This is a genomic window from Oleiphilus sp. HI0132, from assembly GCF_001635845.1.
Genome location: NZ_LWGJ01000247.1, coordinates 1 through 13,080 on the forward strand (window position 1 = coordinate 1; position 13,080 = coordinate 13,080).

General features: G+C 44.9%; 13 protein-coding genes. 10 read left to right on the forward strand and 3 right to left on the reverse strand.

Annotated features, from left to right (window positions below):
• Positions 1 to 84 precede the first annotated feature (84 nt).
• From A3766_RS03030 to rmf, 3 genes are all read left to right on the forward strand, one after another.
• Positions 85 to 2,445 (forward strand): Tex family protein, encoded by a 2,361-nt coding sequence (locus A3766_RS03030; RefSeq protein ID WP_068514555.1) that lies wholly within the window; start codon positions 85 to 87, stop codon positions 2,443 to 2,445.
• 57 nt (positions 2,446 to 2,502) lie between these two features.
• A complete protein-coding gene (gene gshA, locus A3766_RS03035; protein WP_068514553.1) occupies positions 2,503 to 4,101 on the forward strand; it encodes a glutamate--cysteine ligase in 1,599 nt (532 codons plus the stop codon).
• A gap of 524 nt (positions 4,102 to 4,625) precedes the next feature.
• Positions 4,626 to 4,835: a ribosome modulation factor gene (gene rmf, locus A3766_RS03040; protein ID WP_068514633.1), complete on the forward strand. Its 210-nt coding sequence runs from the start codon at positions 4,626 to 4,628 to the stop codon at positions 4,833 to 4,835.
• Between the two features lie 52 nt (positions 4,836 to 4,887).
• Here rmf and A3766_RS03045 read toward each other — a convergent pair whose 3' ends face one another.
• Complete coding sequence (locus A3766_RS03045) at positions 4,888 to 5,313, reverse strand: flagellar basal body-associated FliL family protein (protein ID WP_068514550.1); 426 nt, start codon at positions 5,311 to 5,313, stop codon at positions 4,888 to 4,890.
• A gap of 255 nt (positions 5,314 to 5,568) precedes the next feature.
• On the opposite strand from A3766_RS03045, the gene A3766_RS03050 reads away from it, so the two are divergent.
• From A3766_RS03050 to A3766_RS03060, 3 genes are all read left to right on the forward strand, one after another.
• Positions 5,569 to 6,066, forward strand: a complete 498-nt coding sequence (locus tag A3766_RS03050) for a disulfide bond formation protein B (protein WP_068511884.1) — start codon at positions 5,569 to 5,571, stop codon at positions 6,064 to 6,066.
• 244 nt (positions 6,067 to 6,310) lie between these two features.
• A complete protein-coding gene (locus A3766_RS03055) occupies positions 6,311 to 6,781 on the forward strand; it encodes an Rsd/AlgQ family anti-sigma factor (protein WP_068554126.1) in 471 nt (156 codons plus the stop codon).
• Positions 6,782 to 6,943: 162 nt separating this feature from the next.
• Entirely contained in the window at positions 6,944 to 7,894 is a 951-nt protein-coding gene (locus tag A3766_RS03060) for a WD40 repeat domain-containing protein (RefSeq protein WP_082865345.1), read from the forward strand.
• Positions 7,895 to 7,949: 55 nt separating this feature from the next.
• On the opposite strand, the gene A3766_RS03065 is transcribed toward A3766_RS03060, so the two are convergent.
• Positions 7,950 to 8,579, reverse strand: coding sequence for a cytochrome c (locus A3766_RS03065; RefSeq protein WP_368664592.1), 630 nt, complete (start codon positions 8,577 to 8,579; stop codon positions 7,950 to 7,952).
• Positions 8,580 to 8,841: 262 nt separating this feature from the next.
• On the opposite strand from A3766_RS03065, the gene yihA reads away from it, so the two are divergent.
• Positions 8,842 to 9,507, forward strand: coding sequence for a ribosome biogenesis GTP-binding protein YihA/YsxC (gene yihA, locus A3766_RS03070; protein WP_068508187.1), 666 nt, complete (start codon positions 8,842 to 8,844; stop codon positions 9,505 to 9,507).
• Here yihA and A3766_RS03075 read toward each other — a convergent pair.
• Positions 9,504 to 10,166, reverse strand: coding sequence for a TetR/AcrR family transcriptional regulator (locus A3766_RS03075; protein WP_068514544.1), 663 nt, complete (start codon positions 10,164 to 10,166; stop codon positions 9,504 to 9,506). The two genes, yihA and A3766_RS03075, sit on opposite strands and share 4 nt — an antisense overlap.
• Before the next feature lie 265 nt (positions 10,167 to 10,431).
• Between A3766_RS03075 and A3766_RS03080 the strand changes: the two genes are divergently transcribed.
• The 3 genes from A3766_RS03080 (at position 10,432) to A3766_RS03090 (ending at position 12,879) form a co-directional block, all read left to right on the forward strand.
• Positions 10,432 to 11,895, forward strand: a complete 1,464-nt coding sequence (locus A3766_RS03080) for a coniferyl aldehyde dehydrogenase (RefSeq protein ID WP_368664593.1) — start codon at positions 10,432 to 10,434, stop codon at positions 11,893 to 11,895.
• Between the two features lie 208 nt (positions 11,896 to 12,103).
• Entirely contained in the window at positions 12,104 to 12,574 is a 471-nt protein-coding gene (coaD, locus tag A3766_RS03085; RefSeq protein WP_068514537.1) for a pantetheine-phosphate adenylyltransferase, read from the forward strand.
• A gap of 59 nt (positions 12,575 to 12,633) precedes the next feature.
• Positions 12,634 to 12,879: a YfhL family 4Fe-4S dicluster ferredoxin gene (locus A3766_RS03090; RefSeq protein ID WP_068514535.1), complete on the forward strand. Its 246-nt coding sequence runs from the start codon at positions 12,634 to 12,636 to the stop codon at positions 12,877 to 12,879.
• The last annotated feature ends 201 nt before the right edge of the window (positions 12,880 to 13,080 follow it).

Here is a 13,080-nt window from a genome sequence, read left to right on the forward strand (position 1 = left end):
TGCTCGTCACCATTTAGTGCATTGCTATTTGTTGTTTTTAAGACTGATACCTCTTTACCGCTCGCAAGGATCTTTTACTTTCGCATGAACACCTTATCTACCCAGGCTTCCTCCGCTTCCACGACCACCAAAAAAATTGCAGCCCAAATTGCCAGCGAGCTTTCGGTCAGACCTCAACAAGTCGATGCAACCATTGAACTAATTGATGAAGGTTCAACGATCCCCTTTATTGCACGTTATCGAAAAGAAGTGACCGGCGCCCTAGATGACTCACAGCTCAGAAAGCTTGAAGAAAGGCTCCGTTACTTACGAGAGTTAGATGATAGGCGTAAAACTATTCTCAGCAGCATTGACGAACAAGGTAAACTCACTGATGCGCTTGCCTCGCAAATCGCTAATGTCGCCAGCAAGAACGAACTGGAAGACCTCTACCTTCCTTACAAACCCAAGCGCAGAACCAAGGGCCAGATTGCAATTGAAGCCGGTCTGGAACCCTTAGCGGATAGTTTGTTTAAGGACCCGACTCTAGACCCAGAGTCTGAAGCGAGTAAATTCATTAGCACTGATAAGGGCATTGATGACTCACAAGCCGCACTAGATGGCGCAAAGTACATTTTGATGGAACGCCTCAGCGAAGAAGCCAAGCTACTCGGCATACTCAAAACTTACCTCTGGGATCAGGGCGAGATTTTTAGTGCCGTTGTCGAATCTGAAAAAGCCAAGGGTGATAAGTTCCAGGACTATTTTGACTTCAGTGAAGCGATAGCAAAAATCCCATCACATCGTGCATTGGCACTATTTAGAGGCCGCAACGAAGGCGTGCTCAATATTAGCCTGCAGCCTCAGGGTTATGACGCAAGTGACCGTTTAACGATTCATCCCTGTGAAGCCAAAGTCGCCGCTTATTACAATATTGAGGACCAAGGCCGAGCAGCCGATAAGTGGCTAAAAGAAGTGGTTCGCTGGACATGGCGCGTTAAACTTAACAACCATATCGAGACTGAACTACTTGGCAAGCTAAGAGAACAAGCTGAAAAAGTTGCCATCGATGTTTTTGCAGAGAACCTAAAAGATCTGTTATTAGCAGCGCCAGCCGGTGCGAAAGCAACATTAGGCCTTGATCCAGGCCTGCGAACTGGCGTTAAAGTGGCGGTGATCGACCAAACAGGCAAATTACTGGATCACGCAACAATCTACCCTCACGCCCCCAGAAACCAGTGGGACGAATCTATCGAGATAATCGCCGCCCTCTGTAAAAAACACCACGTTGAGCTGCTCAGCATTGGCAATGGTACTGCCTCTCGTGAAACTGATAAGCTGGCTGCCGACGTAATGAAACGCTACCCCGCCTTGGCTTTAACCCGAATTATGGTCAGCGAGGCCGGCGCCTCGGTTTATTCTGCATCAGAATTAGCTGCAAATGAGTTCCCGGATCTGGACGTCACCATTCGAGGCGCTGTATCGATCGCGCGCCGTCTTCAAGATCCTCTGGCAGAGCTCGTAAAAATTGAACCTAAAGCCATTGGCGTTGGTCAATACCAGCATGATGTTAGCCAAGTACAGCTCAACCGCAGCCTGGGGGCAACCATCGAAGACTGTGTTAACGCTGTCGGTGTCGACGTCAATACGGCTTCTGCACCATTGCTGGCAAAGGTATCTGGTCTGAATGCCAGTATTGCCAGCAATATTGTGGCATTCCGTGATAGTAACGGACGCTTCAACTCTCGAAAAATACTCAAAGAAGTCCCACGCCTTGGACCAAAAGCATTCGAGCAATGCGCTGGATTCTTACGTATTCTTGATGGTGAAAACCCACTAGATGCATCCGCAGTCCATCCGGAATCTTATCCCACAGTGAAGGACATTGCTCAGAAGAGTCAGCAAGATATTGGACAACTTATAGGCAATGCCGGAACTTTAAAGAAGCTATCAGCTAACGACTTTGTTAGTGAAAGCTGCGGCCTGATCACTGTTCAAGATATTTTCAGCGAACTCGCCAAACCCGGTCGCGACCCGCGCCCTGAGTTTAAGTTTGCAGAATACAAAGAAGGCGTCGAGACAATCTCTGACCTGAAGCCGAACATGGTGCTCGAGGGAGCGGTAACGAACGTGACACACTTTGGAGCCTTCGTTGATATTGGTGTGCACCAAGATGGTCTCGTCCATATCTCGGCACTGGCGGACAAATTTGTTAAAGACCCTCGCGACGTTGTCAAAACAGGTGATATCGTAAAGGTGAAAGTCATGGAAGCTGATCCAAGACGAAAACGAATATCACTGAGTATGAGAATGGGCGACGAAGCACAAATGAACGATAAAGCTCAAAGCAGCCCAGAACATCAAAATAAGCACAGCAACGCCAAGCAGAATAGAAAACCCAAGCAAACCGAGGCACCAATGTCCGGCGCCATGGCCAATGCTTTTAGTAAGCTTAAATTGAAGTAAAATGATAATACTGCGGTCTTATTTCGAAACAACTCGCACCCACAATAGGATTAACACATGACAGCGCCCTCAAACACCAACAATAATGCTCATGCGGGCCTGTCTCCGAGCGACTTAACGATCCTGGCACAGCATATTAAAGAGCAGGGCTTACCGATTTCACGCGGCATAGAAAAAGAAGGTCTTCGGGCAGATAGCGAATTTTCGATCTCGCAGAGAAATCACCCTGAAGCCTTGGGCCATCCGCTGACTCACCCTTCCATTACCACTGATTACTCGGAAGCTTTATTAGAGCTAATTACACCGGTTGAAGACTCTAGAGAAGGCCTGCTAAAAACATTGCAAGATACGCATAAGTTTGTTGCTAGCAATATTGGCAATGAAGTTCTCTGGTCTGGCAGCATGCCCTGCAAGCTTGATGGCGAGCACAGCATTCGTATTGCTGAATATGGCGACTCCAACATTGGACGCTTGAAGTACGTCTACCGGGAAGGTCTAGGCCATCGATACGGCCGAACCATGCAAAGCATTGCGGGCCTGCACTTCAACTTCTCGATCAATGACTCCCTTTGGCTTAATCTAAAAGAAGCGCATGGCAATAAAGAGCAGTCACTACAAGACTTTAAGTCGGAGCAATATTTCGCTCTGATTCGAAACTTTCGTCGCTACTCTTGGCTACTCATGTATTTATTCGGTGCGTCGCCTTGCCTAGACCAGAGTTTTGTCGCTGGCCAAAATCACTGCCTCGAATCATTTGATGATAAGGGCACGCTGTATAAGCCTTATGCTACCTCGCTCAGAATGGGAGACCTCGGCTATCACAACAACGCCCAATCATCGCTAAATATCTGCTTTAACAGCCTGGAAAACTTCACCCATACACTTGGCGATGCCATTAACACTTCTTACCCGCCATACCAAGAGCTTGGGCTAAAGAAAGGTGACGCTTACCTTCAGATCAATACGAATATTCTGCAAATCGAGAACGAATATTACAGCTCAATCCGACCAAAGCGCAGTGCACTGTCAGGCGAAACGCCACGGCATGCACTCAACGAACGCGGAGTCGAATATATCGAGGTACGCTGCCTGGATTTGAACCCATTTTTACCATTGGGAATTTCTGACAGACAGGTCGACTTTATGGATATATTCCTGAGCTTTTGCTTACTCCAGGACTCTCCGGTAATTGGCGATAAGGAATGTGAATATCTCGATAGTAACTTTGACCTGGTCGTCAATGAAGGTAGAAGACCAGGACTTGAACTCACCGACCAATCACAAAAGCGAACGCTAAGTAGCTGGGGGCTTGAGCTTCTAAAAGGCATGCAAGGTCTTGCCGAAGTACTAGACCAGGCAACGAGCGACCAACGTTATAAGTCGGCACTAAAGGAACAGCTAGCTAAACTCGATACACCAGATCTAACACCCTCCGCTCAAGTGTTGTCAGTCATGAAGAAAGAGTCTCTATCCTGGCTAGAGATCGCTGGAGAACTTTCAAAGAAGCATCAATTGGTACTCAGTGCTGAGCCAGCACAAAACCAATTCAGCCAGTTTGAAAAACAAGCGCAGGAGTCGTTTAAGCAAGCAGAAGAAATAAAGCGTAGTGATCGTATTTCTTTCGATAGATACCTAATGGACTATCAGGCGCAATAACTCTAGATTTTCTCACGACTCTTTCACAAAACTTGCTGCACATCTGTTCACCGATACGTTTTAGTATAAATTTTGTGCAGCGTTTTCCATGTCGTAAAACAAAACTGAAATTCCCCTCATTTTTGACCATCCTGTCATTGTTGCAGGTACGCTCCTGTGTTAATTTTGTTAACGCTTGAAACGGAGTATTTCTGTTGGTGTTCTTTTTGTATCTCGCTAACTCAGTCTTGATATCAAAAGCGTTCACTCACATTAATTGTTTCATCTTAAAATGATGACTTACACGCCAAATAAAATTATATAAATAAGGCATTTCACGCTTGTAGGAGAGCGTTCTGAGCATTAAGTTTATGTTCAGGCTTTGTGAATAAGTAAGGATTCTTAATGTGGATGGCGTTGCCAAACCACTTTGTTAGCCGAACGGGAAGCTATATTCTGCTCTACATCTCATGTGGCGTATTGAATATGGCTATCTCAATGATGCTTGTAAAAGTGCAAGGCAGCTTAATGAAAGGAGTGGCCAAATGGCCCAAGACTTTTCTTTATGCTGGGATATTGACTCACTAAACAAAGCTTATCGTCAGGGATATATGGCGGGAGTGATGGGAGCAGATATTCAGCAGTGCCCTTATTCTGGCGAAGTAGTGCAAGCTGCATGGGAAGCAGGCTGGGAAGACGGCGTCGAAAAATGCGAACTGGATAAGCCGAACGAAAGGGTTGGCAAAATCGCCTAAGCTCTCTACCCTACGGCCCCTTTCTTATTTTCGCTTTAGAAGTCGCTAAGCCTTATCTCTGAACAACAAAGCTGGTAAACAAGAGATCATCTATCTGCCCATCACCCGTTTCTTCTTCCAGAATCTGCTGCACAAGTTCTAACGCTTCAAGTCGAACCTTCTCCTGACCTGCTGAAGTACCGAGTGTTTCTTCAGTCTGACGACTTAAAAGCATCACGATCTGATGGCGAACCAAAGCATCATGATTCATAACTTCGTTTACCGCAGCGCCGCTCGATGTTCTGACTGAGACACCTGCCTTGAGAAACTTTAGCTTCTTTCCATTGTCACTACCAAAATTAGCGACAAACGGTGGCGTTAAGTCATGATATTGAATCGATACAGGCGCCCCCTCTTCACCCTCATCTTCTGCTGCTAAAGGCATCGCTACACACATCGATAGCATTAATAAAAAAAACGCTGGAACTTTTATACTCATTTGCACTCTGTCATCAATTGCTTAAAGAAGTAATTATAGGCTGGAAAAGTCAGCCTGCAACACCTTCACCGACATTCTTAACGCAAGACCAAAGCAATTATCATTGTTATCCTAATATGACATTACAAGCTCTTAAGAGAAAAACAAATTTGTTTACTCAGGCGGCTCACTAGTGAAGAATACATTTTTGACCGCGCTCTTTACCTCTTTTATAAGGTAAGCAAAGCGACTACAAGTTTACGAGCAACAAAGATCATGACATTCCCTTCTTCACAGCAACGCTTTCTATTTATTTTTATCGCTTGTGCGGCACTATTAGTCACTGCCACCTACATTGAGCCTTTTAGCAGCATGGACCCATGCCCAATGTGTATGATGCAACGAGTATTCTTTAGCGGCATTGGGCTCGTTGCGCTGATCGGTGCAATCCATAATGCAGGAAAGATCGCTTCGTCCATCTACGCATTCCTCGCAGCACTCTTATCTGTGGGTGGTGCCGCTGTTGCTATTCGACAATTGTGGCTACAAAGCTTACCCGAAGACCAGGTCCCCGCATGCGGCCCCGGCATCGATTATATGCTCGAAGTGTTTCCCTTATTGGAAGTAATCGAGATGGCCCTACGAGGCACAGGCGATTGCGCAAAAGTTCAGTGGACCTTCATGAGTCTATCAATCCCAGGCTGGAGCTTATTGGCGTTTATTTGCTTTGCAATAATCGGCTTGAGTATATTATTTAAGAAAGATAACAAATAAACTGTTGCGAGCATTAAACAAATTAGTTAGTTTCATGACTACACGCTATTTGTTACAGAAGTAAGCACAAAGCTTACCGAACAATACGCAAAACATTTTGTTTTTCATCTGCAAAAGTAAAATGATAATAAACAGGTAGCCAAGCAAGCTACAAACAACAATTACTTAAACGAAACGAGCTAGCTAAGTACCGACAAGGTACAACAAGTCTCGAAACGATAATGTAGTAGAAAGGGGTTAATGAATGCTCGAGAATTGCAAGAATGCTGCAGAGCGATGGGGTGGAGTAAACGACTTAATCGATAAATGGCTTAAGGAAAGGCAAGCGCTTATTGTCAGCCTGTGCGATCTATCTGTAAACCCAGGCAGCTCTCAAGAAAATAAAGCAGAGAAGTTCCAATCGTTTTGCCAGATATTGGTCGACTATGTTTCGGTCGGACACTTCGAAGTCTACGAGCAACTCGTTGCCGAGGCAGCAGAGTATGATGACGGTGGACTTGAGCTTGCAAAGAAAATCCTTCCTCGCATTGAAATGTCCACCGAACAATCTCTAGCGTTTAACGATCGCTTCGACGATATACATAAAGTCGACGATGGCATCGAAGGCCTTATTAAAGAGCTCGACTCCTTAGGAAAAACCCTTGAAGAGCGCTTTGAGCTTGAAGACACGCTGATTGAAGCACTTCACGCGGTGCACGCAGACACAACCGCTTAGTTCTAAATGAACTCCTGAGCGATAGCCAGAACTTCTTAATTCTGGCTATATTATGCGCTTCCCCTCCAGATCATATTTATTCTCTCTTTTTCCTCGTCTCTGACTATACTAAAGATGTAATGACGTCCTTTTAAAATCGAATCAAATCTATCAGGTCTATCGGTGTTTAAAAAACAAACTTCTACCCTTTTACTCAGTCTGGCACTTGCCGCATGCGCGGAAGGCCCCACTAGCAGTAAACAGCTTGCGACTCAAGGCTTACTAAGCGGCGAACTCAGCCCTAACGGATACCTTGCGGTCATCGGATCGGTTCATCATGGCGGGAGCTTTTGGAACACCAAAAAGAAAGAGCGCCTCTATGACTGGAATCATAAAAGCGGCGAATACTCATCCATCCGGGCCTCAGCGGTTTCCGGTGACGGTAAGAGAGCCGTAACCTGCCAAGAAAAAGACTTAGTGCTATGGGACGCTACGAATGGTAAGTCCCTACAGTTCTGGCAAGCAGCCGATCGAATCGAAGCGATTAGCTTAAACCAAGATGGGCGACGAGCATTGCTAGGCCTGAGAGATGGTACGGTCAATTACTTTGACCTTGATCGAGGTATGGCCATACACAGCTTTAAGCATAACGCACCAATACGGGCTACCGACCTCAGTGAAGACGGTGCAGTAGGTATTAGTGCCGGTGATGATAACATTGCAAAGATTTGGAACCTGAAAACAGGCAAAGAGCAATACGCCTTGAGCCTGAACAATCAGATCAAGACTGCTGCAATATCTGATTCTGGTAAGCTCGCCTTTACCACCTCACAACGCGAAGATGCTCTGGTTTGGGATACCAAAACCGGGAAAAGTAAATTCAAGTTTAAGAATCGATATATTAATTACACCAGCGCTGATTTTTCTGATGATGAGAAATACCTAACGCTTGGCACTTTCCAAGGCGTCATCAGTAAATTTAATATTAAAAAAGGAACTGAAGTGAAGACCTGGCAAGCAGAACCTCGCCAAGCTTATGGCGGCGCCAGCAGTAAAGCGATTATCGATGTCATCGATCAGAAGTCCAATGTTATTGCCTTGACCTCAGATGGAATGTTAGAAGTATTCAAATAGGAAGGTAGGGAACTAGAAAGCCGAGAAGCATATTGCTCCTCGGCAGAGACGAAGCTTATTTATATAAACCAGAAATATAGCTGGCAACTGCTTCAATTTCTTTGTCATTCAAACGAGCCGTTACTGAACGCATCATACGCGAATCACCATCGTTGCTACGCTCACCACTACGGAACTTCTTAAGCTGAGATGCGATGTAATCAGCATGCTGACCGGCAAGCGCTGGAAATGCAGCCAATGACACACCTTCACCTGCTGGGCCGTGACACGCTGCACACGCCGCAACCTTAGTTGCTGCATTACCCTGGCGGTACATGATCTCACCTTTTTCTACCAAGTCTTTCTTTGCTTGGCCAGGCGTAGTTGTTTGTGACGCAAAGTAAGCGGCAATGTTTTCGATATCCTGTGCAGAACGCGCATCAAGCAAGCCTGTCATTTCGATTACAGGACGCTTACCTTCTTTGATGTCATTCATTTGTTTAACCAAGTACTTCTCACCTTGGCCTGCCAGTTTAGGAAAGTTAGCAACAACACTATTTCCATCGGCACCGTGACAACCAGCACACGTAGCTGAAGCGGCCTTTCCTGCCTCAACGTCACCAGCGGCTGAAGCCCCCAAAGACCCTACCAAACCTGCAACGATCACTACACTTTTTAAAATCATTTTCATTTTAATTGCGCTCACTTTCATCTCTAAACATAAATCTAATATTGTCATTTTTACCCACATAACCAAGCAGCTCTGAAGGACAAAACAAGCTAATGAATTCTCTAATCTTCAAAACCTTAACAGTATGGCTGATCAAACTAAAACAACAAGCCGATCACCCTCACTCAGAAAATTATGGGCAAAAAATTTCAGGCTATTATACACTAAGCCCTTCCTGATAAAACCCTTACATTAAATAGTGGTTTTTATTCTGTGCTTTTTTCTGATTGAGTTAGTCATGAACCACCCAAATACGCCGAAGAATATCTCCTACAACAGCGCCCGTTTCAGCCAAAGCGGATCAAAACTCAAGAACTGCCCGCCAGACCAAGGCGTTGAAGTTGCCTTTGCCGGTCGCTCCAATGCAGGAAAATCTTCAGCCATCAACTCAATCACTAACAATAAGAAGCTTGCCCGAACCAGTAAGACTCCCGGCAGAACCCAACTGATTAACTTTTTTTCCCTTAGCACGCCCGGGGTTCGGCTAGTCGACCTGCCCGGCTATGGCTTTGCAAAGGTATCCCTGGACCTGAAAGCTGAATGGGGAAAGCACCTCGATGACTATCTACGCAACCGAGAAAGCCTTGCGGGCTTAGTGCTTATCATGGACATCCGCAAACCTCTTACCGAGTTCGACCAAATGCTACTCGACTGGTCCAGTGAATGTCAGCTACCGACATTAATCCTTCTAACTAAAAGCGACAAACTCAAGTTTGGCCCTGCAAAGCAAGTCATGTTTCAGGTTAAGAAGCAGTTAGAAGCACACCAATCTCTGGAAGATGTCATTTTGTTTTCGAGCCTGAAAAAGTCTGGCATAAAAGAAAGCCGCTTTGCTCTGGACAAGATTATCAATCAGCGCTTGCTAGATAATAGCCCTTCCCCTGAAGACAGCCAAGAAGATTAGACTTTTGGCGCGATCCCTTCAAAGCGATAGTTTTCCTGCAATTCCAGCGCTAAGGCCCGTTTGTCTTCATACAAATAAGGTATGACATAGTCGAGTATTTGATACACACCGTGCTGAATACTCTTCTGGTTCAGCGCCTGCGCTTCGTCCTCAGCACTTTGGATAGTTTTTAGGTAAGTCATCCAATTCGTCACAATCAACCAGGTATTTAAGGCTTTCGACTTTCGCTGCTGATCTTCCATTGGCTGATAGATTTCACTCTTCTCCATCGCATAAATAATGCTTTGGATACCACTCAAACAACGTAAAGTAAATCGTCGATAATCTTCACGCAGGCGCTCATCGCTGTCCAGCAAATGCTCTAGATCTCTATGCAAGAAACGATAAGCCCATAAACCGTTAAAGACCGCATCCAAATAGGTAATCAGATCATTTATATGTATCGCTCTGCCGCTCGGCACATTCAGATATGAATCTACAAGTAGCTCGTAGTTCTTAAAAATCTCGTAAATAATGTCGCTTTTATTTCTAAAGTGGTAATACAGGTTGCCGGGAGACATTCCAAGGTGAGCAGCAATATGGTTAGTCGATACGTTCCGCTCTCCACGCTCGTTAAACAACTCCAGCGCAGCCAATACAATTTTTTCTTTGGTTTTCATGTACTCACTAACCTCCCAATCATGTACATTTTCTTATGCAGCTCTTCAAGTCAGGCGTACTTGTACCTGATCAGCGCCACTATATATAGCTTTTAACAGGATGCAATCCTGGTCACCAAAATTAAAAAATGACTCGCAGTCATATTTTTGATCTCTAAGTGTTGACTTTTTAGAGTATATACTCTAAAAATATAAAGTATATTGTAAAAAGTAGATTATTTTCGTTTTTCTTCTATTTTTCGCCTAACACAAACAGATAGACATATTGTCGGAGCTCATCCCCATGGTTGCTGAAGTCATTCAAATAAGTGAAAGCAAAAAACAAATCCAACGCATGAATCAGATTTTTTCCGAGCAAAAAGCTGCTTTCCGTAAAAACCCAATGCCTTCTTATCAGGAAAGAGTCGCAAACCTTAAAAAACTTAGAAGCATGCTTCTTGATAATCAAGACGAGATTATCGAGACAATTTCCAGCGACTTTTCTAACCGCTCTGCTGATGAAACAAAACTTGCTGAGCTAATGACAACCATTCACGGCATCGACTACAACATCAAAAACCTGAAATCGTGGATGAGCAAAGATAAGAAAAAGATCTCTCCTTTATTTCAACCTGCGACAGGTTTTGTGCAATATCAACCGCTGGGGATTATTGGCATTATTTCGCCTTGGAACTATACCGTGTCTTTATCAATGGGCCCTCTTGTCGCTGCTTTGGCTGCAGGTAACAGATCCATGATCAAGATGTCAGAGTTTACACCGCAGACCTCTGCACTAATCGAGCAACTAATCTCCGACACCTTTCCTCAAGATCTGGTTGCGATTGTTCAGGGTGATGCAGAAGTCGCGACTGAGTTCTCTAGCATCCCATGGAACCATTTACTGTTTACCGGTTCAACGGCTGTTGGCCGCCATGTAATGAAAGCAGCGGCGGCTAACTTAACACCCGTCACGCTTGAGCTTGGCGGCAAATCTCCAACAATCATCTCTGACGATGTCAATATGGACGATGCAACACAGTCAGTTGTTTTTGGTAAGGCTTTTAATGCTGGCCAAACCTGCATTGCACCTGACTACATTCTTTGTCCAGAGCACCGCCTGGAGCATTTCGTTGATCGATTCCAACACTTCTTTGCCAAGATGTACCCAACGCTGAAGCACAACACTGACTTCACCAGCGTAGTCGATGAACGACAGCTCGCACGCCTGCAATCTTACCTGGACGATGCAAAAAGCAAAGGCGCAACGATTATTGAGTGCAACCCGGCTGACGAAGATATGCAAACCGGTACACGTAAGATGCCTATCCACCTGGTGCTAAATGCCACTGATGATATGCTAGTGATGCAAGAAGAACTCTTTGGCCCAATCCTGCCAATCCTACCCACTAAGTCGCTAGACCAAGCTCTGGACTTCATTAATGATCGCCCTCAGCCCTTGGCGCTTTACTATTTTGGAATGGACAAAGACGAACAGCAATATGTACTAGAACAAGTTCGAGCTGGCGGCGTCTGCATTAACGACACAGTCTCTCACTTTGCTCAAGAAGACTTACATTTTGGCGGCGTTGGTGAATCAGGTATGGGCTCCTACCACGGCGAGCAAGGCTTCCTGACCTTCTCTCATGCAAAATCAGTATTCTGCAAGAATCATTTCAACAGTACCAAGTTTGCCTACCCTCCTTTTGGTACCTTGATTCATAAGGCCTTATTCTCTATTTTCTTACGATAAGCTAGCTCCTTATAGAGATAACCCTTCAAATGCGCTGTCTATCTTGCCAGCGCAGACTTCTTGTTTACAACAAGCTGACTAGCAACCCACCCGAAATTTGGTTACTATTCCGCCCCTTCTTTAGTTCTTGGTTGTCTATACTTCCAATACTGTAAAATTGACTTAGGCACTGCAATCGTATTCCGCAGCTTCAGGAGTAAGACCCCCTATGAATACTGTCGTTTATCCTGGCACTTTTGACCCAATTACTAACGGCCATACCAATCTTGTAGAGCGTGCTGCAAAGCTTTTTGATCGCATTATTATTGCTGTCGCAGCCAGCCCAAAAAAGAACCCTATGTTTCCACTTGAAAAACGGGTTGAACTGGCAAAGGACGTTTTGGCTCATCTCGATAATGTAGAAGTCATTGGCTTTGACTGCTTATTGGCCGAGTTTGTAAAAGAGCACAAGGTCAACGTTATTCTACGCGGTTTACGTGCTGTTTCAGACTTTGAATTCGAATTTCAACTAGCGGATATGAATCGGCGCTTGATTCCTGAAGCAGAAAGCTTGTTTCTTACTCCTGACAACCACCTCTCTTATATCTCTTCCACTTTAATTAGGGAAATTGCCTCTTTGGGCGGTGATGTTTCAGAGTTTGTAGCGCCAGCCGTCATTAAGGCCTTAGAAGAGCGATAGCAGGATAGTATTTTGACCTTTAACCCCACTTTTATCAGATCATAGCAGAGGTATTTTTCATGGCATTAATGATCACAGATGACTGTATAAATTGCGACGTGTGCGAGCCTGAGTGTCCCAATGAAGCCATCGCACCCGGTGAAGATATATATATTATTGACCCGAGCAAGTGCACCGAGTGTGTCGGCCATTACGACGAACCACAATGTGTCGAAGTATGCCCTGTAGACTGCATTCCCAAAGACCCTGATCACAAGGAAAGTGAAGCAGAATTAATGGATAAGTACGAAAAGTTAACAGGCTAATAGAACTTATAGCGCTAACTATCTAAGTTAATTAGTAATATTCGTATTAATATCACAATTAATCACATTCCTTTGGTAGGTACTTCAGATAGTTTTGGTCTACACTAAAACTATCTGGGCTCACCGGGGTTCGCATAACTTCTGTTCGATTTAGCATGACTACATGCACACCTCCCGAGCTCATCATCAAATTCGTGACGT